The organism is Streptomyces sp. NPDC043878, assembly GCF_056435735.1.
In genome coordinates, this window is record NZ_JBWKDW010000016.1 from 78,757 (window position 1) to 104,854 (window position 26,098).

Genomic DNA, 26,098 nt, shown 5'->3' on the forward strand with positions numbered 1-26,098 from the left:
GCCCTTCTCCGTGCGTTCACCCGGGCGTGGGGCGGCCGTCGGCTTCCGGCGGGAACGTGAGGAACATGGAGACACCGGACGTCGGCATCCCCGAGCGGCTCGCCCGCCGGATGAGCATGGCGGAGCAGTACGAGTACCTGCGCACGAGACTGACCCGGCGCCGCACCCTGGTCACGGCGGGCGCGGTGGCGGGCGGCCTGCTGAGCGGCTGCTCGGGCGCGGGCGCCACGGCCGGCAGAGCCCCGGCTTCCGCGTCGCCCGTGGAGCGCGTGAACGGCTCCGTCGTCCGCCCCTTCGGCCGCCATCTCGCCTTCGGCGCCGATCCGAAGACGCAGATGCGGGTCTCCTGGCAGGTGCCGCTGACGGTCCGCAGGCCGTACATCCGCGTCGGCCCGCGACCCGACCAGCTCAGCCACAAGATCGAGGCCGAGGTGCGCCACCTGCACACCCCGGGACTGACGGGCGTGCGGGCGGCGCTGGACCAGTACTACCTGCACGCGGCCCTGGACGGCCTGCACCCCGGCACGACGTACTACTACGGCGTCGGCCACGACGGCTTCGATCCGGCCTCGCCCGCCAACCGGCGCACGATCACCTCCTTCGACACGGCACCTGTGAGCCCGCGGACGTTCGTGTTCACCGCCTTCGGCGACCAGGGCGTGAGCCGGGCGGCCGCCGCCAACGACGACGTCCTGCTGCGCCGGAAGCCGGCCTTCCACCTCCACGCGGGTGACATCTGCTACGCCGACGGCAACGGCCGGGGCCTGAAGACCGACGGCTACGACCCCGCCTTCTGGGACCTGTTCCTCAAGCAGAACGAGCCGGTCGCGAGGTCGGTGCCATGGATGGTGACCACCGGCAACCACGACATGGAGGCGTGGTACTCGCCGGAGGGCTACGGCGGTCAGCTGGCCCGCTTCTCCCTGCCCGACAGCGGCTTCGACCCGCGCACGACCCCGGGCGCCTACGCGTTCACCTACGGCAACGTCGGGGTCGTCGCGCTGGACGCCAACGACGTCTCGTACGAGATTCCCGCCAACCTCGGTCACACGGGCGGCCGGCAGACGGTGTGGCTGGACCGGAAGCTGGCCGGGCTGCGCGCGGACCCGGCGGTCGACTTCGTGGTCGTCTTCTTCCACCACTGCGCCTACTCGACGTCCTCGCACGCCTCCGACGGCGGCGTCCGCGCCGAGTGGCTGCCGCTGTTCGCAAAGCACCAGGTGGACCTGGTGATCAACGGGCACAACCACGTGTACGAGCGGACCGACGCCGTCAAGGACGGCCGCGTCGGCAGGCCGGTGCCGATCGGCGCGAGCACGGACCCCACCCGGGACGGGACCGTGTACGTCACGGCGGGCGGCGGCGGCCGTGACCTGTACGGCTTCCCGCCGGGGGTGAAGGAGAGCTACGAGGGGCACGTGACCCGCGGCGAATCCGTCGACACCTTCCGGTGGACCCGGTCCGGGGATGCCGACAAGGAGAGCGTCGAGTGGTCGCGGGTGCGCTACCGGGGCTTCTCGCTGCTGTCGGTGGAGGCGGTGAGCGGCAGCACCCCGAGGCTCGCGGTGTCGGCGCTCGCGCAGAACGGTGAGCGCATCGACCATTTCGAGGTGCGGCGCGGCGGTTGAGGCCGCGGCGCACCCCGGCGGGTGCGGCTCCCGGCATGAGGGTTCTACCCCTCCGGGCCGCGGCTCAGTGACCGGAGCGCGGCTCGGTGGGTGCCCGGCGGTTCAGTGACCGGTCGAACCGCCGTTGTCCCGGCGGTCGAGGGCGCGCTGGAGGGCGGCGGCCGCGTTCTTGCGGTCCGACTCGCTGATACGGGAGGTGTGGCGGACTCGTCGGCGGGCGGTCGTCTCGGCCATGGGGAATCGACTCCTTCGAATTCCGGAAGGCGGAAGGGGAATACGAGACGCCGGAAGGGGCGGGGAGCGGTGCCGCAGGGGTTGCCTGCATGGGGCCCGGCTCACGACCGCCATTCGCTTGATCGAGCGAGACGTTCGGCTCCTACAAAAGTAGGCGAGGAGCGCGCGTCTGTCTCCACAATTACTCGGACTTCCTACTATCTGAGACGGCGCCTCCCTTCACACCGGCGCGACCTGCGCTTTCCTCTCCCCCGACGGAAGCGCCCGAAGCTCCCGGACGGCCGCCCGCACGGTCGCGGTGGCGGCGGGTTCGTGGGGTGACGTAACCGATCGTGCGGGTGGGCCGGTCCGGTCCCAGGTAGGTGATCCGGGTGGGTGCCCCCGAGGTGGGGCGGAGACGGTCGACGTGCCCGCGGCCGCGAACGGGCCGGGTCCGCCGAGGACCCGGCCCGTCACGCACGCGGGGGCGGTCAGCCCATGTGCGGGTAGGTGTAGTCGGTCGGCGGGACCAGCGTCTCCTTGATGGCGCGGGTCAGCGTCCAGCGCATCAGGTTCTGCGGGGCGCCGGCCTTGTCGTTGGTGCCGGACGCCCGGCCGCCGCCGAAGGGCTGCTGGCCGACGACGGCACCGGTCGACTTGTCGTTGATGTAGAAGTTGCCGGCCGCGTAGCGCAGCTTCTCCATCGTGTACGCGGCCGCCGCCCGGTCGCCCGCGATGACCGAGCCGGTGAGGGCGTAGTCCGAGACCGACTCCATCTGGGCCAGCATCTCGTCGTAGCGCTCGTCCTCGTAGACGTACACCGCGAGGAACGGGCCGAAGTACTCGGTCGTGAAGACCTCGTTCTCCGGGTCCGTGCACTCCACGACGGTCGGGCGGACGAAGTAGCCGACCGAGTCGTCGTAGGAGCCGCCCGCCACGATCGTGCAGGCCGGGTCCTGCTTCGCCCGGTCGATGGCGGCCTTGTTCTTCGCGAAGGACCGCTCGTCGATGACCGCGCCGACGAAGTTCGACAGGTCGGTGACGTCCCCCATCGTGAGGTGGTCGACCTCGGCGGCGAACTCCTCGCGGAAACCGCCGTTCCAGATCGACGCGGGGACGTACGCCCGGGAGGTCGCCGAGCACTTCTGGCCCTGGTACTCGAACGCGCCGCGGGTCAGGGCGGTCTTGAGGATCGCGGGGTCGGCGCTCGGGTGGGCGACGACGAAGTCCTTGCCGCCGGTCTCCCCCACCAGGCGAGGGTAGGAGCGGTACTTCTCGATGTTGGCGCCGACGGTCTTCCACAGGTACTGGAAGGTCTTCGTCGAGCCGGTGAAATGGATGCCGGCGAGGTCGCGGTGGGTCAGGGCGACCTCGGAGACCTCGATGCCGTCGCCGGTGACGAGGTTGATGACGCCCTTGGGCAGACCGGCCTCCTCCAGCAGTTGCATCAGCAGCACGGCGGCGTGGGTCTGGGTGGGGGACGGCTTCCACACCACGACGTTGCCCATCAGCGCGGGCGCGGTCGGCAGGTTGCCCGCGATCGCCGTGAAGTTGAACGGCGTGATCGCGTAGACGAAGCCCTCCAGCGGGCGGTGGTCGAGCCGGTTCCAGACGCCGGGGGAGTTGGCCGGCGGCTGTTCGGCGAGCAGGTCGCGGGCGTACTTGACGTTGAAGCGCCAGAAGTCGACCAGTTCGCAGGGACAGTCGATCTCCGCCTGCTGGGCGGTCTTGGACTGGCCGAGCATGGTGGAGGCGGCCAGCGTCTCGCGCCACGGGCCGGCCAGCAGCTCGGCGGCGCGCAGGATGATCGCGGCACGGTCGTCGAAGGACATCGCGCGCCAGGCGGGCGCGGCGGCGAGGGCCGCGTCGATCGCGTCCTGGGCGTCCTGCCGGGTGGCGTGCGCGCCGGTGCCGATGACGGCCTTGTGGTTGTGCGGCTGCACGACCTCGAAGCGCTCACCGCCACCGAGCCGCTTGGCGCCGCCGATGGTCATCGGCAGCTCGATCGGGTTCTCGGCCAGCTCCTTGAGCTTGGCCTCCAGGCGGGCGCGCTCGGGCGAGCCGGGGGCGTAGCCGTGCACCGGCTCGTTGACGGGGGTGGGGACCTGGGTCACAGCGTCCATGGGTTCCGTTGCTCCTTCTTGAGCGGTGTGGTCCGGGCTCAGCCCTTGGTGATCATGCTGCGTACGAAGAACCGCAGGTTGGCGGGCTTCTCCGCGAGCCGCCGCATGAAGTAGCCGTACCAGTCGGTGCCGTAGGCGGTGTAGACGCGCATGCGGTGGCCCTCGGCGGCGAGCCGCAGGTGCTCCTCGCCGCGGATGCCGTACAGCATCTGGAACTCGTACTCGTCGAGCTTGCGGCCGGCGCGCCGGGCCAGTTCCTGCGCGATGGAGATCAGGCGCGGGTCGTGGGAGCCGATCATCGGGTAGCCGTCGCCCTCCATCAGGATGCGCAGGACCCTGACGTACGCCTTGTCGATCTCCTTCTTCTGCTGGAACGCGACCTCGGCGGGCTCCTTGTACGCGCCCTTCACCAGCCGCACCCGGCTGCCGCTCGCGGCGAGCCGGCGGGCGTCGGCCTCGGTGCGGAACAGGTAGGCCTGGATGACGCAGCCGGTCTGCGGGAAGTCCTTCCGCAGCTCCTCGTGGATGGCGAACATCGAGTCGAGGGTGGTGTGGTCCTCGGCGTCGAGGGTGACGGTGGTGCCGATGGCGGCGGCCGCCTCCACGACGGGCCGGACGTTGGCGAGCGCCAGCTCGTGACCGCCCTCCAGCGACTGCCCGAACAGGGACAGCTTGACCGACATCTCCGCGCGGGTGCCCAGCTCCAGCTGCCCGAGCCGGTCGACGAGCGCCAGGTAGGCGTCCCGGGCGGCGGCGGCCTGCTCGGGGCGGGTGATGTCCTCGCCGACGACGTCCATGGTGAGTTCGAGACCCCGGTCGGTGAGGTCCCTGACGATCGGGACGATCTCGTCCACGCTCTCACCGGGGATGAACCGGTCGACGACCTGCCTGGTGACCGGGGCGGCCGAGATCAGGCGGCGCATCCGGTCGCTGCGCGACGCGGCGAGAATCACGGGACCCAGCACGGGGCACCTCCACTTACCAACCCATACGAGGCCGACTCCCGGAGCTTCGGGAACGGCACGGAGAACCACCGTGAAACCTAAGGATCCCTCCGATCGTCGGCCATCGACAGCTGTCACGCATCCGTGCCACCGATCTCAGACAACTGTATGAAGAGGCCGTGGGGATGGGGGAGAATGCCCGGGTGACGCCGGAATTCAGGGCTGACTACCAGGAGCTGGTCGACGAGATCTCGGAGCTGCTCGGCGCCCCCGCGACCCTGGAGAACCGGGACTTCGAACTGATCGCCTTCGGGGCGTACGACAGCGAGGACGACCTCGACGCGGCCGCCCTGGACCCCGTGCGCACCCGCTCGATCCTGACCCGCCGCTCGACGGCGGCGATCCGCTCCTGGTTCGAGGGCTTCGGCATCACCCGCGCCACCGGCCCCGTCCGTATCCCGCCCACCCCGGAGGCCGGGGTGTACCGCGGGCGCGTGTGTCTTCCGGTACGGCACCGCGGGGTCGCCCTGGGCTACGTCTGGCTGCTGGACGACGACCCGGGCCCCAGCGCGGGCCGGCTGGCCGCGGCGATGGAGGTGACCGCGCGTATCGGCGCACTGCTCGCCGACGAGGCCCAGCACGGCGCCGATCTCACCCGCGAGCTGCGGGCGGTCCTGACGGCGGAGCACGACTGGCAGCGCGACATGGCGATCGCCGAGCTCCGTACCGCCCTGGGGGCCCGCGCGGACGGCCCGCACGCGGTGGTGTGCGTGGCGCCCTGGCCGTCCGCGGACCCGGACGACGCCCCTTCGGTCCGTACGCTGCCGGGCGCCACGGCGCTGTGCACGGTGCCGTGGGGGGCGGCCGGCCAGTGCCTGGCGCTGCTGGTGCGACTGCGCTCGGCGGACGTCCCGGCGCCGGCGGTGTCGGCGGCGACGCGGCTGCTGGAGCGGGCACGCGGGAGCGGGACGGGGCCCGTCGGCCCGGGCGCGCCGACCGGCGTCGCGGCGGGAGTCGCGGCCGGCCGCCCCGGGCTCACGGAGCTCGGCGCGGCCTGGCGGGAGGCGTCGGCGGCGGCGCGGGCGGCCCTGTCGGAGCCCCGGTTCGGTCCGGTCGCCGAGTGGGCGTCCATCGGCCCGTTCCGCCTGCTCACGGCGCTGCCCCCGGAGACCGCGCGGGACCCCGCCGTACGGCCCCTGCTCTCCCCCGCCCACCGCGAACTCGCCCGGACCGCCGAGGTCTACCTCGACTGCGCGGGCCAGGCGGGCCGGACGGCGGCCGAGCTCGGCATCCACCGCCAGACGCTGTACTACCGCCTCTCCCGTGTCGAGAAGCTGACGGGCCTGGACCTGGACGACGGGGAGGACCGGCTGCTGCTGCACATGGCGCTGAAGGCGGCCCGGCTGTAGGCCACCTCCCGGAACGGACCCCTCAGGTGTCCGCGGCGCCCGCGATCAGCCGGCGCAGCCCCTCGGTGAGGCGCTCGGCGTCGGTGGCCGTACCCGGGTCGAAGACCCACTGCACCATCAGGCCCTGGAGCAGGGTCTGGTAGAGGCGGCCCTCGGTGTCGACGGTCTCCTGGTCGAGGTCCGCCTCCGGGACGCCGGTGAACAGCGGCACGATGCCCGACCGGCCCTCCTCCTGCGCCTCCGCGAGCAGCTTGCGCACCTCGGGGACGCGGTCGCCCTGGAGGATGAGTTCGAAGCTCAGCAGCCAGACGGGGCGGGAGTCGGGGAACGAGCGGATGATGTTCGCCCAGACCTCCTGGAAGCGCTCCAGGGACCGCGCGGGCGCCGTCGTCGCACCCCCCGCGCCCCAACCCGGGTCGAAGCTGTCCCCCATCCCCTCGATGAGCGACACGTAGGCCTGCACGAGCAGCGCGTCCTTCGAGCCGTAGTGGTAGCCGATCGACGCCAGGTTGGTCCCCGACTCCTTGACGATGTCGCGGGCGGTCGTACGCAGGAAGCCCTTTTCCAGCAGGCAGCGCTTGGCGCCTTCGAGCAGATCCTCACGGTGTCCCATGAGGACCAGCCTACCCCGATCCATACAACCGTCCTATACAGACGACTTACACAAGCGTTCTAGACAAGCGTTTAATACGCCCGTACATTGGCGGCCATGACAAACCCGACCCGCACCACCCCGGCCTCCGCCACCCGTGCCGGACGCCGCGAATGGACCGCCCTCGGCGTGCTGATGCTCCCGCTGCTCCTGGTCTCGATGGACGTCTCGGTCCTGTACTTCGCCATCCCGGCGATCAGCGCGGACCTGGAGCCCAGCGGCACCCAGCAACTGTGGATCTTCGACATCTACGCCTTCGTCCTGGCCGGCCTGCTGATGACGATGGGCTCGCTCGGCGACCGCATCGGCCGGCGCAGGCTGCTGCTGGTCGGCGCGGCCGCCTTCGGCGCCGCCTCCCTGGTGGCCGCCTACGCCGACAGCGCCGAGACCCTGATCGCAGCCCGCGCGGTCCTCGGCATAGGCGGCGCGACCCTGATGCCGTCCACGATGGCGCTGCTGCGCACGATGTTCACCGACCCCGCCCAGCGCGCGAAGGCGATCGGCCTGTGGTCCGGCGTGATGACGGCCGGGATCGCGCTCGGCTCGGTGCTGAGCGGTGTACTCGTGCAGTACTTCTGGTGGGGCTCGGTGTTCCTGGTCAACCTGCCGGCCATGGCCCTGCTGCTGGTCCTCGGCCCGGTCCTGCTCCCCGAGTCGAAGGACCCCGCGCCCGGCCGCTTCGACTGGCCGAGCGTCCCGCTGTCGATGGCCGCCGTGCTCCCCGTCATCTACGGCCTGAAGGAGATCACCTCGCGGGGCTGGCACCCGCAGTACGTCGTCTCGATCGCCCTCGGCCTGCTCGTCGCGGCGGCCTTCGTCCACCGCCAGCGCACCGCGGCCTCACCGATGATCTCCCCGGCCCTCTTCCGCGGCCGCGGTTTCGCCCCGGCCGTCGTCCTGAACCTGGTGTCGGCCTTCGGGATGCTCGGGTCGGCGCTCTTCACCACGCAGTACCTGCAGTCGGTGCTCGACAAGAGCGCGATGGCCGCCGCCCTGTGGGCGCTGCTCCCCTCGGTGCCGATCGGCATGGCGGCCCCGACGGCCACCGCGCTCGTCCAGCGGGGCGTCGACCGGGCACACGTCGTCACCGCCGGCTTCGCCGTCGCCGCCTGCGGTTACGGCCTGCTGGCCCTGGCCGGCACCGACTCGATGTGGCTGGTGCTCACCGCGTGCGGTGTCCTCGCCTCGGGCATCGTGATGGTCCTCTCCCAGATGACGGACCTCGCGCTCGGCACCACCCCGGTCGAACGGGCGGGCGCCGCGTCGTCCCTGCTGGAGACCGGCACCGAGTTCGGCGGTGCCCTGGGGATGGCCGTCCTCGGCTCCATCGGCACCGCGATCTACCGCCACGACATCCCGGCCTCGGCGCCCGCTCCGGCCCACGAGACACTGGGCGGCGCGCTGGCAGTCGCCGGACAGCTGCCGGGGCGCGCGGGAGACGCCCTGGCCACGGCGGCCCGGGAGGCGTTCACCCACGGGATGCAGGGGGCGGCGATCGCGGGAGCCGCCCTGCTGGCCGGGGCGGCGGTCCTGGCGGCGGTGACCCTGCGCGGGATCTCCGTGGGCGAGGAGTAGGGAACACACGAACGCCGGGTGGGCTGAGAAGTCTCAGCGCACCCGGCGTCGTTGCAGCCTGTCCGGCGTCTGCGGACAGGGTCGTTCAGGCCGAAGCGGGGGTCCGGGGGCGGCAGCCCCCGGGCTCGGTCACCTCAGACGAGGTTGACCGACCGGGCGAACGTCGCCCCGGTCTCCTCCGCGACCTCGGCCAGCACACCGGCCTCCACCGTGTCGTCGACCGTCAGCACGGCCAGCGCCTCGCCGCCGGCCGCCGCACGGGCGACCTGCATACCGGCGATGTTGATGCCCGCCTCGCCGAAGATCCGGCCCACCGTGCCGACGACACCGGGACGGTCCTCGTAGCGCAACACCACCATGTGGTCGGCGAGCGCGAGATCGACGTCGTACTCGCCGACGGCAACGATCTTCTGGAGGTGCTTGGGTCCGGCCAGCGTGCCCGAGACCGACACCTCGTCGCCGCTGCCCAGCGTGCCGCGCACGGTGACCACGTTGCGGTGGTCGGCGGACTCCGAGCTGGTGGTCAGCCGCACCTCGACGCCGCGCTCCTGCGCGAACAGCGGGGCGTTGACGTACGACACGGTCTCGTCCACGACGTCCTCGAACACACCCTTGAGCGCGCTGAGTTCGAGCACCTTCACGTCGTGCTGGGTGATCTCGCCGTACACCTCGACGTCGAGCCGGACCGCGACCTCGCCCGCGAGAGCGGTGAAGATACGGCCGAGGCGCTCGGCCAGCGGCAGGCCCGGCTTGACGTCCTCGGCGATGACCCCGCCCTGGACGTTGACCGCGTCCGGCACCAGTTCACCGGCGAGAGCGAGCCGCACCGACCGGGCGACGGCGATGCCCGCCTTCTCCTGCGCCTCGTCCGTGGAGGCGCCGAGGTGCGGGGTGCAGACCACCTGGTCGAGCTCGAACAGCGGGGAGTCCGTGCAGGGCTCCTTCGCGTACACGTCGAGGCCGGCGCCGGCGACGCGGCCCTCCTTGAGCGCCGAGTACAGCGCCTCCTCGTCGACGATGCCACCGCGCGCGGCGTTGACGATCCGCACCGACGGCCTGACCTTGTGCAGGGCCTCGTCGCCGATGAGACCGACGGTCTCCGGCGTCTTCGGCAGGTGCACGGTGATGAAGTCGGAGGCCTCCAGCAGCTCGTCCAGCGACAGCACCTTCACGCCCATCTGCGCGGCCCTGGCCGGCTGGACGTAGGGGTCGTAGGCGACGACCCTCATGCCGAAGGCCGACATGCGCTGCGCGACGAGCGCGCCGATGCGGCCGAGGCCGACGACACCGAGGGTCTTCTCCGCCAGCTCGACGCCGGTGTACTTGCTGCGCTTCCACTCGCCGTTCTTCAGCGCGGTGTTGGCCTGCGGAATGTGCCGGGCGGTGGCGAGCAGCAGACCGCAGGCCAGTTCGGCGGCGGTCACGATGTTCGAGGTGGGCGCGTTGACGACCATCACGCCGGCCTTGGTGGCGGCGGAGACGTCCACGTTGTCCAGGCCGACGCCGGCTCGTGCGACGACCTTCAGTTTGTGCGCGGCGGCGATGGCCTCCGCGTCGACCTTGGTGGCGGACCGCACCAGGATCGCGTCCACGTCGGCGATGGCGGGCAGCAGCTCGGCCCGGTCGGCGCCGTTGCAGTGGCGGATCTCGAAGTCCGGGCCAAGGGCGTCGACAGTCGCGGGCGACAGCTCTTCAGCGATGAGTACGACAGGTTTCGAGCTCACGTGAGTCCTCACAAGTCCGTGCATGCGGACGGCCGTCCCGACGGCCGCAGGCGGTGGAGGGTGCTAGCCGCGTGGAAGACGCACGACGCTGTGGGCCTGACGCGTATGTAGTACGGCAGTGTAGTGGCGCCGTGGAGGCCGTCCTGCGCCTCCGCGGAAGGATCACCCGGACGTGGCTGTACATGGCGGCCAACACCGGAATCAGCCCCTTCGGCGTTCGAGGAGCGGGGTCCGGGGCGGAGCCCCGAGGTCCGGCCGCGGCGCAGGGCGCACCCGTCGCCGAGGCCGGACCGGCGGGGTCACGCCTCGTCGTTGACCCACGACATGAGCTTGCGCAGCTCCTTGCCGGTGGTCTCCAGCAGGTGGTTCTCGTCCTGCGTCTTGTACTCGTTGTACTTCTTCAGACCGCCGTGGTACTCGTCCATCCAGTTCTGGGCGAACGTGCCGTCCTGGATCTCGGCGAGGACCTGCTTCATCTCGGCCTTGGTGGCGTCGGTGATGATGCGCGGGCCGGTGACGTAGTCGCCCCACTCGGCGGTCTCCGAGACCGACCAGCGCATCTTCTCCAGGCCGCCCTCGTACATGAGGTCGACGATCAGCTTCAGCTCGTGCAGGCACTCGAAGTACGCGATCTCCGGCTGGTAGCCCGCCTCGACCAGCGTCTCGAAGCCCGCCTTGACCAGCGCCGAGGTGCCACCGCACAGCACGGCCTGCTCACCGAACAGGTCGGTCTCGGTCTCCTCGGTGAAGGTCGTCTTGATGACGCCGGCGCGGGTGCCGCCGATGGCCTTGGCGTACGACAGGGCCAGCTCGAAGGCGTTGCCCGTGGAGTCCTGCTCGACGGCCGCGATCGCGGGAACGCCGCGGCCCTCCTCGTACTGGCGGCGCACCAGGTGGCCCGGGCCCTTCGGGGCGACCAGGGCGACGTCCACGCCGGCCGGGGGCTTGATGAAGCCGAAGCGGATGTTGAAGCCGTGGGCGAAGAACAGCGCGTCGCCGTCCTTCAGGTTCGGGGCGATGGACTCCTCGTAGACCTGGGCCTGGATCGGGTCCGGGATGAGGATCATGATGACGTCGGCCTCGGCGGCGGCCTCGGCCGGGCTCGCCACGCGCAGCCCCTGCTCCTCGGCCTTCGCCCTGGACTTGGAGCCCTCGTGCAGACCCACGCGGACGTCGACACCCGAGTCGCGCAGCGACAGGGCGTGGGCGTGGCCCTGGCTGCCGTAACCGATGACCGCGACCTTGCGGCCCTGGATGATGGACAGGTCGGCGTCGGCGTCGTAGAACAGCTCGGCCACTTTGGGTTCTCTCCTTGGGGTACGGGTGTTGCGTCCCACCGTATGACGGCGGGCGGAAGGAAGGATTCGGGGTCTCGGTATACGGGCGGCCGGTGTTCCCCGGCCGCCCGTATACGTCGTTATGCAGACCGGTCGAGGGCGCGCAGCGACCGGTCGGTGATCGAACGGGCACCGCGTCCGATCGCGATCGTGCCGGACTGGACCAGTTCCTTGATGCCGTACGGTTCCAGCATCTTGAGCATGGCCTCCAGCTTGTCGCTGCCGCCGGTGGCCTCGATGGTCACGGCCTCCGGGGAGACGTCGACCGTCTTGGCCCGGAACAGCTGCACGATCTCCACGATCTGCGAGCGCGTCTCGTTGTCGGCGCGCACCTTCACCAGAACGAGTTCACGCTGAACGGCCGAACCCGGCTCCAGCTCGACGATCTTCAGCACGTTGACGAGCTTGTTGAGCTGCTTCGTCACCTGCTCCAGCGGAAGGTCGTCGACGCTCACCATGATGGTGATGCGGGAGATGTCGGGGTGCTCGGTGACTCCGACGGCGAGCGAGTCGATGTTGAAGCCGCGGCGGGAGAAGAGGGCGGCGATCCGGGCCAGGATGCCCGGGGTGTTCTCCACCAGGACGGAGAGCGTGTGCTTGGACATTTCTCTTTCGTCTCTCTCGCTCAGTCGTCTTCGTTGTCGCCGAAGTCCGGGCGGACGTCCCGGGCGGCCATGATCTCGTCGTTGGAGGTGCCGGCGGCCACCATGGGCCACACCATCGCGTCCTCGTGGACGATGAAGTCGACCACGACCGGGCGGTCGTTGATCGAGTTCGCCTCCTCGATGACCTTGTCGAGGTCGTCAGGGGACTCGCAGCGGATCGCGTAACAGCCCATCGCCTCCGACAGTTTCACGAAGTCGGGGACGCGGGTGCCGGCGCTCGGCTCCTTGCCGCTCGCCCCGGGGCCCGAGTGCAGCACGGTGTTGGAGTAGCGCTGGTTGTAGAACAGGGTCTGCCACTGGCGGACCATCCCGAGGGCGCCGTTGTTGATGATGGCGACCTTGATCGGGATGTTGTTCAGGGCGCAGGTGGTGAGCTCCTGGTTGGTCATCTGGAAGCAGCCGTCGCCGTCGACCGCCCAGACGGTCTGGTCCGGGGCTCCGGCCTTGGCGCCCATCGCGGCCGGCACCGCGTAGCCCATCGTCCCGGCGCCGCCGGAGTTCAGCCAGGTCGCGGGCTTCTCGTACTGGATGTAGTGCGCGGCCCACATCTGGTGCTGGCCGACGCCCGCGGCGAAGATCGTGCCCTCCGGCGCGAGCTGCCCGATGCGCTCGATGACCTGCTGCGGCGACAGCGAGCCGTTGTCGGGCTGCTCGTAGCCGAGCGGGTAGGTGTCCCGCCAGCGGTTGAGGTCCTTCCACCAGGCGGTGTAGTCGCCGCGGTGGCCCTCGCTGTGCTCCTTCTGCACGGCCTGGACCAGGTCGGCGATGACCTCGCGGGCGTCCCCGACGATCGGCACGTCGGCGGTGCGGTTCTTGCCGATCTCGGCCGGGTCGATGTCGGCGTGGACGATCTTCGCGTACGGCGCGAAGCTGTCCAGCTTGCCGGTGACCCGGTCGTCGAAGCGGGCTCCGAGGGCGACGATCAGGTCGGCCTTCTGCAGCGCGGTGACGGCGGTGACCGCACCGTGCATGCCCGGCATTCCCACGTGCAGCTCGTGACTGTCGGGGAATGCGCCGAGCGCCATCAGGGTGGTGGTGACGGGCGCTCCGGTGAGTTCGGCGAGGACCTTCAGCTCGGCGGTGGCCTGTGCCTTCAGCACGCCGCCGCCGACGTACAGGACGGGCCGCTTCGCGGAGGTGATCAGCTTCGCGGCCTCGCGGATCTGCTTGGCGTGCGGCTTGGTCACCGGGCGGTAGCCGGGCAGGTCCATGACCGGCGGCCAGCTGAAGGTGGTCTGCGCCTGGAGGGCGTCCTTGGCGATGTCGACCAGGACCGGGCCAGGGCGGCCGGTGGAGGCGATGTGGAACGCCTGCGCGATCACCCGCGGGATGTCCTCGGCCTGGGTGACCAGGAAGTTGTGCTTGGTGATGGGCATCGTGATGCCGACGATGTCCGCCTCCTGGAAGGCGTCCGTGCCGATCGCCTTGGACGCCACCTGGCCGGTGATCGCGACCAGCGGCACGGAGTCCATGTGCGCGTCGGCGATCGGGGTGACCAGGTTGGTGGCGCCGGGACCCGAGGTCGCCATGCAGACGCCGACCCGGCCGGTGGCCTGCGCGTAGCCGGTGGCCGCGTGTCCGGCGCCCTGCTCGTGGCGGACCAGGACGTGACGCACCCGGGTGGAGTCCATCAGCGGGTCGTACGCGGGAAGGATCGCACCGCCGGGAATGCCGAACACCGTGTCGGCCCCGACCTCCTCGAGAGAGCGGATGAGGGACTTCGCACCCGTGACGCGCTCGGGCGCGGACTGTCCTCCGGATCGGGGCCGTGGCTGCGGCTGATGGGCCCCGGTGGCCTGCTCGGTCATCGGCATTCTCTTCTCGATGCTGAGGGTTTTTGCGACGTTTGTGCGGTGTACGACGGTTGTGCGGCAAGTGTCTGTGCAACAAAAAACCCCTCGTGCCGTGAGGCAAGCGAGGGGAGCGCGCCGGGAGGTGGTCGCTGGGAGTTCCGGGTCCGTGCGGACGTCACCAGCTTCAGCCGACGCGCTTTCCAAGTACGAGAATTCGGGTGCGCATGGAACTGACCCTCCCCCCGGCACGCACCACGTGTCAAGTGGGTGGGACGGGAGTCTCATTATGTGAGCGCAGCACACTCCCGCCACCGAGAACGGCGGACACACCCCCTGTGTACACCTTCGTGGCACCCCCCGCGAACGCGGGTTCGGCGGGTCCGCCAGGCACCGGACAATGGCTGGAAGCGAGCGCCCGGCGCAGCCGGTACTCGTCCAGCGGCCCGGAGAAGGCCATGCCCTGCCCGTGGGTGCAGCCCATCGCGCGCAACGCCACGACCTGCTCCGGAAGGTCCACGCCGTCGGCCACGGACTGGAGTCCGAGATCGGCGGCGATCCGCAGCAGCCCACTGGTGATCTTGTGCAGCCGCGCGGACTCCACGACGCCCTCCACCAGGCCGCGGTCGAGTTTCAGCGCGTCGAGGGGGAGGCGGCGCAGGGCGGTGATCGCCGCGTATCCGCTGCCGAAGCCGTCGAGTGCGATCCGCACGCCGAGCCTGCGCAGCGCGCTCAGCCGGCGTTCCAGTTCGTCCAGCGGGACCCGGGGGTCGGTGTCGGACAGCTCGATCACGAGGGACCCGGACGGCAGCCCGTGCCGGGTCAGCAGGGCCTCGATCGAGCCGAGCGGCATCGACCGGTCCAGCAGCCGGCGGGCGTTCATCCGGACCGCCACCGGCACGGCGGCTCCGGTCGCGGCGCGTTCGGCGGCCTGCTCGACGGCCTCCTCCAGCATCCACCGGCCCAGCTCGGCGGTCCTGTCGCTGTCCTCGGCCACCCGCAGGAACTCGGCGGGCGTGAACAGCACGCCCTGGGAGGAGCGCCAGCGCGCCTGGGCGGAGACCGACGTGATCCGGCCGTCCTCCAGACACACCACCGGCTGGTGCAGCAGCGCGAACTCGCCGTCGTGCAGTGCGGCCCGCAGCCGGGTGGCCAGCTCCGCCTTGCGTACGACGTCCTGCTGCATCTGTGGGGCGTACAGCTCGACCCGGCCCTTGCCGCCGGCCTTGGCGCGGTACATGGCGAGGTCGGCGTTGCGCAGCAGCTCCCCCGCGCCGAGGCCGGGTTCGGCGAAGGCGACGCCGATGGACGCGGCGACCCGGACGTCGTTGCCGTCGATGATGTAGGGCTGCGAGAGCGTGATCCTGAGGCGGTCGGCGAGCTCCTGGATGTGGCGCTCGCGGGCGGCGCGGTCCCGGGTGCCGTCCCCGACGATCAGGGCGGCGAACTCGTCCCCGCCGAGCCGGGAGGCCGTGTCGCCGTACCGCACGGCGTCCTGGAGTCGGCGGGCGGCCTGGACGAGGAGTTCGTCCCCGGCCTGGTGTCCGATGGTGTCGTTGACGGCCTTGAAACCGTCGAGGTCGATGAAGAGGACGGCCGTCCCGCGGTCGGAGGAACGGCGGCCGGACAGGGCCTGCTGCACCCGCCGGGTGAACAGGGCGCGGTTGGGCAGGTCGGTGAGCGGGTCGTGCTCGGCGTTGTGCTGGAGCTGGGCCTGGAGCCGCACCCGCTCGGTCACGTCCCTGCTGTTGAAGATGAGGCCGCCGTGGTGGCGGTTGACGGTCGACTCGACGTTGAGCCAGCCGCCGTCACCGGACCGGAAACGGCACTCGATGCGTGTGGTGGGCTCGTCCTGGGGGCTGGCGGCGAGGAAGCGGCGCACCTCGTGCACCACGCAGCCCAGGTCCTCCGGGTGGATGAGACCGGCCAGCTCGGTGCCGACCAGGTCCTCCGCGGGGCGGCCGTAGACCCCGGCGGCGGCCGGCGAGACGTACCGCAGGATGCCGTTGGGGGCGGCGATCATGATGACGTCGCTGGAGCCCTGCACCAGGGAGCGGAAGTGGTTCTCCTTCTGGGCCAGTTCCTGGGTGAGGGTGATGTTGTCGAGCAGCATGATGCCCTGCCGCACCACGAGGGCGAGCACCACGGTGCCGCCGGTCAGCAGCACCACGCGGTCCACGCTGTTGCCGTTGAGGACGTTGTAGAGGATCCCCAGCGTGCAGACGGCGGCGGCGAGATACGGGGTGAGGGCGGACAGTGAGCCGGTGATGGGCCGGGTGGCCGGATACCGGCCGTGGTCGCCGCCCTGCGGGGGCGCGGGGTGGGGCGGGCCGGTGCGCTGCCCGGGCAGGTGCTCGTGCACCACGCGGGTGTGCGGGTCGTCCGCCGGGCCGGTTCCGCGCGGGGCGGCCCAGGGGGCGTACGCGAGGAGCAGCGAGCCGGCGAACCAGCCCGCGTCGAGCAGCTGTCCGGAGCGGTAGTTGTTGTGCAGCAGCGGTGAGGTGAACAGGGCGTCGCACATCACGGTGAGGGCGAGGGCCCCGATCGCGGTGTTCACCGCCGTGCGGTTGCCCGGTGAGCGCCGGAAGTGCAGCGCGAGCACCATGCTGACCAGGGCGATGTCCAGCAGCGGGTAGGCGAGGGAGAGCGCGGTGTGCGCCACGCTCGGCCCCTCGGACTTGGCCGCCTGCGCGAGGGCCAGGCTCCAGGCGAGGGTGAGCAGCGAGCCGCCGATCAGCCAGGCGTCCAGGGCGAGGCAGCCCCACCCGGCCCTGGTCACCGGCCGCTTGGCGAGCACCAGCAGGCCCACGATGGCGGGCGGCGCGAAGCACAGGAAGAACAGGTCGGCGTAGCTGGGACTGGGCACGGGCCGTCCCAGGACGACCTCGTACCACCCCCAGACCAGGTTGCCGAGGGACGCCATGGCCGAGGAGAGCGCGAACAGCAGCCAGGCGGGCCGGAAGCGGATGCGGCGGTTGCGGGCGTAGAGGAAGCAGGAGACGGCGGCGGTGCCGGCGGCGGCGCTCAGCCCGAAGTCGCCCATGATCAGAGCGACTTCGCCGGAACCCCAGCCGAGCGCGGCACCGACGGCGTATCCCGCGCAGACCAGGGCGAGGACGAGTTGCTGCGCCAGGCCGGTCTCGCCGTCGGGGGCGGGCGGGCGGGGCAGGCGGGTCCTCGGCGCGCTCGGCGCGGGTGGTGGCCGCAGCGCTCCGTGCAGCGTGGTCGTGGGGGGCGGGGGCGAACTCACCGGGCCCTCCCGGTCCGTGCCGCTCCCGGGTCCCGGGGGTCCCGGTGCGCCGGATGGGCATGCCTCCGGCGGCTGTTCGGGCGAGGATGGTGAGGGCTCTGCCGACCGCCGTGACCGGTCGGCCGGCTGTCGGGGCCGCTGTGGTGACCGCGTCGGCGCAGGGTCGCGCGCCAGGGCCGTCGCCGGCGGCCTCGCCGCGTCGGATCGTTCGTCCATTGGCCGTGCATCGCCCGTCGCCCCCCTCACAGTCCGCAATGTCCATCCCCGGCGCCGAACGGTCCGCGGCGCAGCCCCTGTCGGGACGATACACCAGTCTCGTCACTCAGGGACATAGTTCCTCTACGCTCCGTGACGGCGCAGGCAGCCGTGCGTACGGACCGCTTCCAGAGGGTCGCGGAGGGTACCGGAACCGGATCACGCGCCCGTCGCGCGCGCCCTGAGGACCGCGTGCACGGGGCTCGTCCCGCGGACGTCACGCATCGCTCGCGCCCGTCGTCAGGATCACGTTCCGCAGCGGCTCCCGGTTCACGAACCGGCCCAACTGGTCCACCAGCAGCCGCTTGGCGCGCGGCAGGAACGCGGACGTGGGCCCCCCGACGTGCGGGCTGACGAGCACGCCCGGCGCCCGCCACAGCGGGTGCCCCGGCGGCAGCGGCTCGGGGTCGGTGACGTCGAGGGCGGCGGTGAGGCGCCCGGACTCCAGCTCGGCGAGCAGCGCCTCGGTGTCCACGACCGGGCCGCGGGCCACGTTGACCAGCAGGGCGCCGTCCTTCATCCGGGCCAGGAACCCGGCGTCGGCCAGGTGCCGGGTGTCCTCGGTGAGCGGCGTGGACAGGACGACGACGTCCGCCTCCGGCAGGAGGGCGGGCAGGTCGGTGAGCGGGTGCACCGGTCCGCGCGCCGAGGTGCGCCCCGAGCGCGCGACGCGCGCCACCCGCGCGAGCTCGAACGGCGCGAGCCGGTCCTCGATGGCCGCTCCGATCGAGCCGTAGCCGACGATGAGGACGCTCCGGTCGGCCAGCGCGGGCCGGAACCCGCCCAGCCACTCCCCGCGGTCCTGGGCCCGCACGAAGTCGGGGACGCCCCGCAGCGAGGCGAGGATCAGGGTGAGCGTGAGTTCGGCGGTGCTCGCCTCGTGCACTCCGCGGGCGTTGCACAGCCGTACGCCGGACGGCAGGTCCGGGAGGGCGGGCTGCACGTGGTCGATGCCGGCCGACAGCGTCTGCACGACCCGCAGGGAGGTCATCGCGGGCAGGGGCCGTCGTCCCACGTCGGCGGGCTTCATGTAGGGGACCACGTAGAAGGCGCAGTCGGCGGGGTCCGCCGGGAAGTCGTCGCCGCCGTCCCAGAAGCGGTAGTCCGGGCCCTTCGGCAGGCCGTCGATCTCGTCCGGCCGGATGGGGAGCCACACGTCAGTACTCATGGTGGGGAGGCTATGTCAGGCACACGCCGATACAGAGGTTAGGTTGGTGGGTCTGTACAAGGAGGGTCACGGGCAGGTGGAGCGCAGGACGATCGGCGCGGCGGCGCTCGCGGTGGGAGCCGTCGGACTCGGGTGCATGCCGATGAGCTGGGCCTACAGCGGGTCGCGGCAGCGGGGGGAGCAGTCGCTCAGAACGGTGCACCGGGCGCTGGACGCGGGCTCGAACCTGCTCGACACCGCCGACATGTACGGCCCGTTCACCAACGAGCTGCTGGTGGGGCGGGCGCTGAGGGGACGGCGCGGGGACGCCTTCGTGTCGACCAAGGTCGGCCTGCTGGTGGGTGAGCAGCACGTGGTGGCCAACGGCCGCCCCGGTTATGTGCGCAGGGCGTGCGACGCCTCGCTGCGGCGGCTGCAGACGGACGTGATCGATCTCTACCAGCTGCACCGGGCGGACCCGGAGGTCCCCGTCGAGGAGACCTGGGGCGCGATGGGGGAGCTCGTGCGGGCCGGAAAGGTGCGGGCGCTCGGGCTGTGCGCGGTGGGCGCGCGGGGCGGCCGCCGCTCCGGGGCCCGGCTGCACGACGCGACGATCCGGCAGTTGCGGCGGGTGCAGCAGGTCTTCCCGGTGAGCGCGGTGCAGGCGGAGCTGTCGGTGTGGTCACCGGAGGCGCTGGAGGGACTGCTGCCCTGGTGCGAGGCGCGCGGGGTGGGTCTCCTGGCGGCGATGCCGCTCGGCAACGGCTTCCTGACCGGCACGCTGACCCCCGGTGAGGGCTTCGAACCGGACGACGTGCGCGCCCGGCACCCCCGCTTCACCGCGGAGATGATGGCCGCGAACCAGCCGATCGTGGTGGGCCTGCGCCGGGTGGCCCGCCGGCACGGCGAACACGTCACCCCCGCCCAGGTCGCCCTGGCGTGGGTCCTGGCGCAGGGCCGGCACGTGGTCCCGGTGCCGGGCGCCAAGCGGGAGCGCTGGGTGACGGAGAACGCGGGCGCGACCACGCTCCGCCTGACGCCCCAGGACCTCGCGGAACTCTCGCGCCTGCCGCGGGCGCTGGGGTCGTGGGACTGAGCGGGAGCCGGACCGGGTGGGACCTGAGCGGGGTCCGGGGCAGGGGGGCAGGGGGAACACCGGTCATCGGGCCGCCGGGCACCGAGCTGCCTGGCCGCCAGGTCACCGAGCTACTGAGCCGCCGAGCCACCCGGACACCAGGCCACCAGGCCACCAGGCCACCAGGCCACCGAGGTACCGGACGCCAAGTCCCCGAGCTGCCGAGCCACCAGGCCACCGGGACACCGGGCCGCCGGGCCACCCGGTCACGGAGCCACCAGGCCATCAGGCCGCGCGGTCACGGAGCCACCAGGCCGCCCGGTTTCGGAGCCGCCGGGCCACCGAGCCACCAGGTCACCGAGCCGAGCCGGCTCAGCGCGGCCCCGAGGCCGAGGGAGCCGCCGGAACGAACCGGGCCATGGCGCGGTCCCGGCCGGTCGGCCGGGACCGCCCGTGCGGTTCCGGATTCGGGGACCGGGAACCTGTGAGGCGTGAGCGGAGTATGTAGGGGAGAACCCGTCGCGTCGAAGGGACCCGATCGTGCAACGTCGAGCTGTGTCGGCCGTCATGGCCGCCGCCGCGCTCCTGCTCACGGCCGGCTGTTTTGGCGGTGACGGAGGGGCGGGCGGGTCCTCGGGCGGCGGCGGAAGCGCGTCGCCGGGCGGTGCGGACTCGCGCTCCCCGTCCTCGGCGCGGGCCGAGTCGGCCCCTCCCGCGAGGGGTTCGGTGCGTGTGCTGCGCACCGTCGCCGAGCACCTGAAGACGCCCTGGGGCCTCGCCGCCCTCCCCGACGGCGGCCTCCTGGTCTCCTCCCGGGACGACGGCACGATCACCCGGATCGACGGGAAGACGGGCCGCAAGACGCTGCTCGGCCAGGTGCCGGGGGTGTCCGCGGCCGGGGAGGGCGGCCTGCTGGGCATCGCCCTGTCCCCCGACTACGCGGCCGATCACATGGTCTACGCCTACTTCACCTCGGCCTCGGACAACCGCGTCGTACGCGTGCTGTACCAGCCGGAGAAGCCGTCCGGTGAGCAGCTGGGCGCCCCGGACACGGTCTTCAAGGGCATCCCGAAGGGCTTCATCCACAACGGCGGCCGGATCGCGTTCGGCCCCGACGGGATGCTGTACGCCGGCACGGGCGAGAGCGGCGACCGCGGCCTGGCCCAGGACCGGAAGTCCCTGGGGGGCAAGATCCTCCGGCTGACCCCCGAGGGCGAGCCGGCCCCGGGCAACCCCTTCCCCGGCTCCCCCGTGTACTCGTACGGCCACCGCAATGTGCAGGGCCTCGCCTGGGACGACAGACAGCGGCTGTTCGCCTCGGAGTTCGGCCAGGACACCTGGGACGAACTGAACGCGATCAAGCCGGGCGCCGACTACGGCTGGCCGAAGGCCGAGGGCAGGTCGAGCGACTCCGCGTACCAGAACCCCGTGGCCCAGTGGCACACCGACGACGCCTCCCCCAGCGGCATCGCCTACGCGGAGGGCTCGGTCTGGATGGCCGGCCTGAAGGGGCGGCGTCTGTGGCGCGTCCCGCTGAAGGGCACGGCCGCCTCGGCGGACCCCCAGGCGTTCCTCGACGGCGCGTACGGCCGGCTGCGCACGGTGGTGTCGGCGGGCGGCGACCGGCTGTGGGTCACGACCAGCAACACGGACGGAAGGGGGGAGCCGAAGGACGGGGACGACCGGATCCTGGAGCTCCGGGTGACCTGAGAGAGGCGTCCGGCCCCGGCTGCGGCGCCGGAGTCCCGTCCCGGGTATCGGTCCTCGGCGGCGGTCCCGGCGCCGACTACGGCTTGTCGTCGGCCGAGGGTTCGTCGTCCGGGTCCTTCGTCGGTCGCCGTACGACGACCTTTCCCGAGCTGAGGTCTATCGGGCCGCGGCCCGGGTCGCCGTCTCCGACGTCCTCCCGGGTCAGTTCGAGCCGCTTCTGCTCGTCGTGTGTGTGCTTGCGACCGGGTGCGAACAGTTCCTCGAACATGTTGAACACAGCGCCTCCCTGCCGGTCCCTGACAGCGTACGCCTCAGCCCGCCGAGGGGGCCTCGACGGCCTCCGGCGGGAACAGTCCCAGGCGGTGGGCCATAGCCGCGGCCTCTCCTCTGCCGGAGACGCCGAGCTTGCCCAGGATGTTCGAGACGTGGACGCTCGCCGTCTTCGGGGAGATGAACAGTTCCCCGGCGATCTGGCGGTTGGTCCGGCCGGCCGCGACCAGCCGCAGCACGTCACGTTCCCGGCCGGTCAGGCCGAGGGCCTCGACCGGGTCGGCCGGCACCCCCGGCCGGGCCGGCGCGGAGGTGAGGGTGAGGCGGGCGCGCTGGGCGAGCTGGGTGACGGCGTCGGCGAGCGGACGGGCCCCGAGGTGGTCGGCGACGGCGTGGGAGAGCCGGAGCAGCTCGGTGGCGCGGTCGCGTTCCTCGTCGCCGCCGGCCGCGAGGAGGGCTTCGGCGAGGCGGTGGCGGACGCGGGCGAGACCGTGCGGGTTCTCGAGCTCCTCGAAGGCCGCGACCACCTCCGCCCAGGTGTCGGCGGACGCCCGGCCCTCGGCGCGGTCGAGTTCGGCACGGACCCACCGGTCGTGGGCGAGCCAGACCGGGGCGCCGGTGGTGGTCTTGCGGGCGGCCTCCAGGATCTGTTCGAGGACGGCGGCGCGCCCCTCGGTCAGGGCGGGCAGGGGCGGGGCGTCGGCCTCGGCGGTGGCCGCGGCCAGCAGCAGGGGCCAGGCGTAGCGCTGGGTGCCGACGGGGAAGCCGGCGCCGAGGGCGCGGGCGAGTTCGGCCCGGGCGTCGAGGAGCCGGCCTTCGCCGGCCGCGATGCCGATGCCGAGGTACGCCAGCGGTATCGAGTGCGCGGGGGCGGGGTCCTGGGCGCCCAGGTGTTCGCGGACGTGGGCGACGTGGCGGGCGGCCTCGGCCACGTCCCCCCGGTCGAGCGCCAGTTGGGCCAGGATCAGGGCGCTCCCGGCGTGGGGTTTGTTGTCCCGTCCCAGCCGTAGCGCGCGCTCGGCGGCCTCGACGGCCTCGTCCCAGCGGCCGAGCGAGTAGAGCGACTCGGAGAGGTTGCCCCACACCCATGCCTCGGAGTCCCGCAGGCCGAACTTCCGGGTGCCGACGGCGCCTTCCTCAAGGAGCTCGACCGCCTCCCGGGACCGGCCGACCGCTTCGAGTTCGGCGGGCAGGTTCACATAGGCCCGGCCGAGGACGAAGGGGCTGTCCGCCTCCAGGGCCCGCTTCTTGACCTCGTACAGCTGCGCGAGGCCGGCTTCGACGTCGCCCGCGTCGACCATGAGGACGCCCAGCGTCAGGCGGGCGTTGAGCTCGATCTCGTGCGCGCCCACCATCCGGGCGTACTCCACGGCCCGCTCCGCGGCGGACAGGGCCTCCGGGCCGGGCGCGTGCATCATCGACCAGCTGGCGACGGTGCCCAGCACCTCGGCGTGCACCTCGGAGGGCGGCATGCCGCGCACCAGTTCCTGCGCGGTGGACAGTTCGGCCCAGCCGTCGCCGCCGTGGGTCCTCGCCTGGACGAGCCGGGAGCGCTGCACCCAGAACCAGGCGGCACGCAGCGGGTCGTTCTCGTCCTCCAGGAGCCGCAGCGCCCGCTTGGTGATCTTGAGCGCGCGTTCGCGTTCCCCGCACAGCCGGCCGGCGACCGCGGCCTGGGCCAGCAGGTCGAGGTATCCGAGCGGGGTGGTGTGCGGGTCGCCGCCGCCCGGCGGGAGGGTCTCGCGTTGGCCGGCCGGGCGCAGCCGGGCCCGCACCTCCGGCGGCGCGGCGTCCCACAGCTCCATCGCCCTTTCGAGCAGCCGCAGTTGCTCGCTGTAGGCGTGCCGGCGGCGGGCGACGGCGGAGGCGTCCAGGACGGCGGGGAGGGCCTTGGCGGGGTCGTGGGCGTGGTACCAGTAGCTGGCCAGGCGCAGGACCCGTTCGTCGGCGGGGACGAGCGTCGGGTCGGCCTCCAGGGCTTCGGCGTAGCGGCGGTTGAGGCGGGAGCGCTCGCCGGGCAGGAGGTCGTCGCTGACGGCCTCGCGGACCAGGGAGTGCCGGAAGCGGTAGCCGTCGCCGTCGGGCGCGGCGAGCAGGATGTGGGCGTTGACGGCGGCGCGCAGCGCCTCGATGAGGTCGTCCTCGGCGAGCCGGGCGACGGCGGCCAGCAGCCGGTACTCGACGGTGGAGCCGCCCTCGGCGACGATCCGGGCGACCCGCTGGGCGCTCTCGGGCAGTCCTTCCACGCGCACGAGCAGCAGGTCGCGCAGGGAGTCGGTGAGGCCGGTGCAGCAGCCCTCGTGGACGGCGACGGCGAGTTCCTCGACGAAGAACGCGTTGCCGTCGGAGCGTTCGAAGATGTCGTCGACGTGGGCCGGGTCGGGTTCGCGGGCGAGGATGCCGGCGATCTGACGGCCTACCTCGGTGCGGTTGAACCGGCCGAGTTCGACGCGGCGGACGGTGCGCAGCCGGTCGAGTTCGGCGAGCAGCGGGCGCAGCGGGTGGCGGCGGTGGATGTCGTCGGCGCGGTAGGTGGCGAGCACGACGAGGCGGCCGGTGCGCAGGGTGCGCAGGAGGTAGGCGAGAAGGTGGCGGGTGGAGGCGTCGGCCCAGTGCAGGTCCTCCAGGGCGACGACCACCGTACGGTCGGCGGCGACGCGCTCCAGCAGGCGGGCGGTGAGTTCGAAGAGGCGGGCCATGCCCTCCTCGTCGTCGCGGCGCGAACCGCGGGCGGTGGCCGGCTCGCCGAGTTCGGGCAGCAGCCGGGCCAGTTCCTCGTCCTGCCCGGCGGCCGCGGCGTCGAGTTCGCCGGGCAGCGCGCGGCGCAGGGCGCGCAACGCGGTGGAGAAGGGGGCGAACGGCAGTCCGTCGGCGCCGATCTCGACGCAGCCGCCGAGCGCGACGACGGCGCCCTGCCGGCAGGCGGCGGTGGCGAACTCCTCGACGAGGCGGGTCTTGCCGACCCCGGCCTCGCCGCCGAGCAGCAGCGCCTGCGGCTCGCCCGCGCCGGCGCGGGCGAGCGCGTCGTTCAGCGCCCGCAGTTCCTCGGCGCGGCCGACGAACACCGGACTGACGGATCTGGTTTCCACGGGCCCGAGCATCGCACGGTGTTCCGCCGGCGGTGCACCGGTTTTCGCGAGGACGGCCGGCACGGCCGCCGCGGGGAGGAGCGGCGGGCCGTGGTCGGCCGCCGGTGCCGTACGGCCGGGCCGTCGTGCTCCGGCGCTCACGCGGTGCGCGGCAACCGGGGCCGGCGCGGACGGCCGGTATGCACCTCGCCCTCGGCGCCCTGCCGGGCGGCCTCGCGGCGGGCGGCGCGGCGGCCGCGGACGACCTCGCGGGCCAGCCGCTCGTTGTCGGCCCGGCGGATCAGTTCGGCGGAACGCAGCTGCTGGAGCTCGTACTCGTACATGGTGTGTCCTCTGGGAGAGTCGGTCTCGGTCTCGCTCGGTGCGATGCCTCAACCTTCGTCCGCCAGGGGGGTCCGCCACATCGGGAGAGTTCCGCATCTTCCGCGGCGTGGGGGGCCTTAGACGTGGCGGAGGGGCCTCAGGTCCGTCCGTAAGGTGCTTACGGACGCCCTAAGACCCCTCAGGAGCGGCTGTTTCTCAGGTCGCCGACGGCAGGCCGAGCAGGAGGTCGGTGTACTTCAGGACGGCCAGGAGCAGGCCGATGACGCCGAGCGCGACGCCGCCCCAGGCCACCGACTTGATCCACGGCGCCTGCGGCCTGCCCGGGGCGCCGAACGCGGGCCGGGCGAGGACGACGACGCCGACGATCAGCGCGGCCAGCGCGAACAGGCCGCCCCACAGCGCGGTGGTGTGCCAGGCGTCGCCGTAGATCTCCTTGACCTGGGTGGCGACGCTCGCGCCCGACGAGGTCTTGAGCTGTCCGACGAGCGTCTGGCGGGCGGCGGCGACGGTGGCGATCCAGCCACCGGTGAGCGAGACGAGGCCGAGCGCGGCGGAGACCACCGCGCCGGCGCCCTGGCCGACACCGGCCGAACCCTGGTCGCCGGTCGGGCCTGCGGCGAGGACGTCGTCCTCGGTGTCGTCGGCGTCGTCCTCGGGGGTGTCCGTGTCGTCGGCGCCGGCCGAGGCGGCCTCACCCGGGGTCGCGGCGGCCGCCGGGCCCGTCGCCGGGGCCCCGGTCCGCGTGGCCTCGTCGGTCCTGGTGGCCTTCGCCTGCTCCTTGTCGGTCGTCGCCTCGGCGCCGGCTGCGGCGCCGGTCTCGTCCACTGTCTCGGTTCCCATGCTCCGCACCGTACGGACGGAGTCTGAGAGGTTCCTTAATGACCCCTGTGCGCGGACCCGCGCCGGCCGGGGCGGAGA

Annotated in this window: 19 protein-coding genes; 5 read left to right on the plus strand and 14 right to left on the minus strand. The window is 72.4% G+C overall.

Annotation, left to right across the window (positions count from 1 at the left end; translation table 11 throughout):
• Window positions 1-65 precede the first annotated feature (65 nt).
• Window positions 66-1,628 carry a purple acid phosphatase family protein gene (locus AC07AZ_RS22625; RefSeq protein WP_478850453.1) on the plus strand — a complete coding sequence of 521 codons (1,563 nt, stop codon included), beginning with the start codon at window positions 66-68 and terminating at the stop codon, window positions 1,626-1,628.
• Window positions 1,629-1,730: 102 nt separating this feature from the next.
• On the opposite strand, the gene AC07AZ_RS22630 is transcribed toward AC07AZ_RS22625, so the two are convergent.
• From AC07AZ_RS22630 to AC07AZ_RS22640, 3 genes are all read right to left on the minus strand, one after another.
• Entirely contained in the window at window positions 1,731-1,862 is a 132-nt protein-coding gene (locus tag AC07AZ_RS22630; RefSeq protein ID WP_356042501.1) for a hypothetical protein, read from the minus strand.
• Window positions 1,863-2,332: 470 nt separating this feature from the next.
• A complete protein-coding gene (gene pruA / locus AC07AZ_RS22635; RefSeq protein ID WP_478850456.1) occupies window positions 2,333-3,964 on the minus strand; it encodes an L-glutamate gamma-semialdehyde dehydrogenase in 1,632 nt (543 codons plus the stop codon).
• A 38-nt stretch (window positions 3,965-4,002) separates the two neighbouring features.
• A complete protein-coding gene (locus tag AC07AZ_RS22640; RefSeq protein ID WP_478850459.1) occupies window positions 4,003-4,929 on the minus strand; it encodes a proline dehydrogenase family protein in 927 nt (308 codons plus the stop codon).
• A gap of 164 nt (window positions 4,930-5,093) precedes the next feature.
• Here AC07AZ_RS22640 and AC07AZ_RS22645 point away from each other — a divergent pair, with 164 nt between their 5' ends.
• Window positions 5,094-6,317, plus strand: coding sequence for a PucR family transcriptional regulator (locus AC07AZ_RS22645; RefSeq protein ID WP_478850462.1), 1,224 nt, complete (start codon window positions 5,094-5,096; stop codon window positions 6,315-6,317).
• Between the two features lie 22 nt (window positions 6,318-6,339).
• On the opposite strand, the gene AC07AZ_RS22650 is transcribed toward AC07AZ_RS22645, so the two are convergent.
• Window positions 6,340-6,930: a TetR/AcrR family transcriptional regulator gene (locus AC07AZ_RS22650; protein WP_478850464.1), complete on the minus strand. Its 591-nt coding sequence runs from the start codon at window positions 6,928-6,930 to the stop codon at window positions 6,340-6,342.
• A 96-nt stretch (window positions 6,931-7,026) separates the two neighbouring features.
• Between AC07AZ_RS22650 and AC07AZ_RS22655 the strand changes: the two genes are divergently transcribed.
• On the plus strand, window positions 7,027-8,544 hold the full coding sequence (locus AC07AZ_RS22655) for an MFS transporter (protein ID WP_478850466.1): 1,518 nt from the start codon (window positions 7,027-7,029) through the stop codon (window positions 8,542-8,544).
• Window positions 8,545-8,678: 134 nt separating this feature from the next.
• On the opposite strand, the gene serA is transcribed toward AC07AZ_RS22655, so the two are convergent.
• The 6 genes from serA to AC07AZ_RS22685 form a co-directional block, all read right to left on the minus strand.
• On the minus strand, window positions 8,679-10,268 hold the full coding sequence (gene serA / locus AC07AZ_RS22660) for a phosphoglycerate dehydrogenase (protein ID WP_478850468.1): 1,590 nt from the start codon (window positions 10,266-10,268) through the stop codon (window positions 8,679-8,681).
• Between the two features lie 299 nt (window positions 10,269-10,567).
• Entirely contained in the window at window positions 10,568-11,566 is a 999-nt protein-coding gene (gene ilvC / locus AC07AZ_RS22665; protein WP_478850470.1) for a ketol-acid reductoisomerase, read from the minus strand.
• 119 nt (window positions 11,567-11,685) lie between these two features.
• Window positions 11,686-12,210 (minus strand): acetolactate synthase small subunit, encoded by a 525-nt coding sequence (gene ilvN / locus AC07AZ_RS22670; RefSeq protein WP_478850472.1) that lies wholly within the window; start codon window positions 12,208-12,210, stop codon window positions 11,686-11,688.
• Between the two features lie 20 nt (window positions 12,211-12,230).
• The gene (locus AC07AZ_RS22675) at window positions 12,231-14,084 is read right to left on the minus strand and encodes an acetolactate synthase large subunit (RefSeq protein ID WP_478850474.1); all 1,854 of its coding nucleotides are present in this window, start codon (window positions 14,082-14,084) and stop codon (window positions 12,231-12,233) included.
• A 238-nt stretch (window positions 14,085-14,322) separates the two neighbouring features.
• On the minus strand, window positions 14,323-17,310 hold the full coding sequence (locus tag AC07AZ_RS22680; protein WP_478850476.1) for a putative bifunctional diguanylate cyclase/phosphodiesterase: 2,988 nt from the start codon (window positions 17,308-17,310) through the stop codon (window positions 14,323-14,325).
• Between the two features lie 472 nt (window positions 17,311-17,782).
• Complete coding sequence (locus tag AC07AZ_RS22685) at window positions 17,783-18,733, minus strand: 2-hydroxyacid dehydrogenase (protein WP_478850478.1); 951 nt, start codon at window positions 18,731-18,733, stop codon at window positions 17,783-17,785.
• Window positions 18,734-18,809: 76 nt separating this feature from the next.
• On the opposite strand from AC07AZ_RS22685, the gene AC07AZ_RS22690 reads away from it, so the two are divergent.
• A complete protein-coding gene (locus AC07AZ_RS22690; RefSeq protein WP_478850659.1) occupies window positions 18,810-19,808 on the plus strand; it encodes an aldo/keto reductase in 999 nt (332 codons plus the stop codon).
• A gap of 546 nt (window positions 19,809-20,354) precedes the next feature.
• The gene (locus AC07AZ_RS22695; RefSeq protein WP_478850661.1) at window positions 20,355-21,497 is read left to right on the plus strand and encodes a PQQ-dependent sugar dehydrogenase; all 1,143 of its coding nucleotides are present in this window, start codon (window positions 20,355-20,357) and stop codon (window positions 21,495-21,497) included.
• 76 nt (window positions 21,498-21,573) lie between these two features.
• Here the strand turns inward: AC07AZ_RS22695 and AC07AZ_RS22700 are convergent, their stop codons facing one another.
• The 4 genes from AC07AZ_RS22700 to AC07AZ_RS22715 form a co-directional block, all read right to left on the minus strand.
• Window positions 21,574-21,765 carry a DUF6191 domain-containing protein gene (locus AC07AZ_RS22700; protein WP_478850663.1) on the minus strand — a complete coding sequence of 64 codons (192 nt, stop codon included), beginning with the start codon at window positions 21,763-21,765 and terminating at the stop codon, window positions 21,574-21,576.
• 43 nt (window positions 21,766-21,808) lie between these two features.
• A complete protein-coding gene (locus tag AC07AZ_RS22705) occupies window positions 21,809-24,868 on the minus strand; it encodes a helix-turn-helix transcriptional regulator (RefSeq protein ID WP_478850480.1) in 3,060 nt (1,019 codons plus the stop codon).
• Window positions 24,869-24,993: 125 nt separating this feature from the next.
• Window positions 24,994-25,179 carry a hypothetical protein gene (locus tag AC07AZ_RS22710; protein ID WP_478850482.1) on the minus strand — a complete coding sequence of 62 codons (186 nt, stop codon included), beginning with the start codon at window positions 25,177-25,179 and terminating at the stop codon, window positions 24,994-24,996.
• 196 nt (window positions 25,180-25,375) lie between these two features.
• The gene (locus AC07AZ_RS22715; protein WP_478850484.1) at window positions 25,376-26,020 is read right to left on the minus strand and encodes a hypothetical protein; all 645 of its coding nucleotides are present in this window, start codon (window positions 26,018-26,020) and stop codon (window positions 25,376-25,378) included.
• Window positions 26,021-26,098: the final 78 nt, after the last annotated feature.

Bases quoted from the DNA above. Each gene is read 5' to 3' on its own strand.
- AC07AZ_RS22655 (WP_478850466.1), top strand. From the start codon at position 7,027: ATGACAAACCCGACCCGCACCACCCCGGCCTCCGCCACCCGTGCCGGA.
- AC07AZ_RS22645 (WP_478850462.1), top strand. From the start codon at position 5,094: ATGGGGGAGAATGCCCGGGTGACGCCGGAATTCAGGGCTGACTACCAG.
- AC07AZ_RS22685 (WP_478850478.1), bottom strand. From the start codon at position 18,733: ATGAGTACTGACGTGTGGCTCCCCATCCGGCCGGACGAGATCGACGGC.
- AC07AZ_RS22675 (WP_478850474.1), bottom strand. From the start codon at position 14,084: ATGCCGATGACCGAGCAGGCCACCGGGGCCCATCAGCCGCAGCCACGG.
- AC07AZ_RS22715 (WP_478850484.1), bottom strand. From the start codon at position 26,020: ATGGGAACCGAGACAGTGGACGAGACCGGCGCCGCAGCCGGCGCCGAG.
- AC07AZ_RS22650 (WP_478850464.1), bottom strand. From the start codon at position 6,930: ATGGGACACCGTGAGGATCTGCTCGAAGGCGCCAAGCGCTGCCTGCTG.
- AC07AZ_RS22705 (WP_478850480.1), bottom strand. From the start codon at position 24,868: ATGCTCGGGCCCGTGGAAACCAGATCCGTCAGTCCGGTGTTCGTCGGC.
- AC07AZ_RS22695 (WP_478850661.1), top strand. From the start codon at position 20,355: ATGGCCGCCGCCGCGCTCCTGCTCACGGCCGGCTGTTTTGGCGGTGAC.
- pruA (WP_478850456.1), bottom strand. From the start codon at position 3,964: ATGGACGCTGTGACCCAGGTCCCCACCCCCGTCAACGAGCCGGTGCAC.
- AC07AZ_RS22630 (WP_356042501.1), bottom strand. From the start codon at position 1,862: ATGGCCGAGACGACCGCCCGCCGACGAGTCCGCCACACCTCCCGTATC.
- AC07AZ_RS22710 (WP_478850482.1), bottom strand. From the start codon at position 25,179: ATGTACGAGTACGAGCTCCAGCAGCTGCGTTCCGCCGAACTGATCCGC.
- AC07AZ_RS22700 (WP_478850663.1), bottom strand. From the start codon at position 21,765: ATGTTCGAGGAACTGTTCGCACCCGGTCGCAAGCACACACACGACGAG.
- AC07AZ_RS22625 (WP_478850453.1), top strand. From the start codon at position 66: ATGGAGACACCGGACGTCGGCATCCCCGAGCGGCTCGCCCGCCGGATG.
- ilvN (WP_478850472.1), bottom strand. From the start codon at position 12,210: ATGTCCAAGCACACGCTCTCCGTCCTGGTGGAGAACACCCCGGGCATC.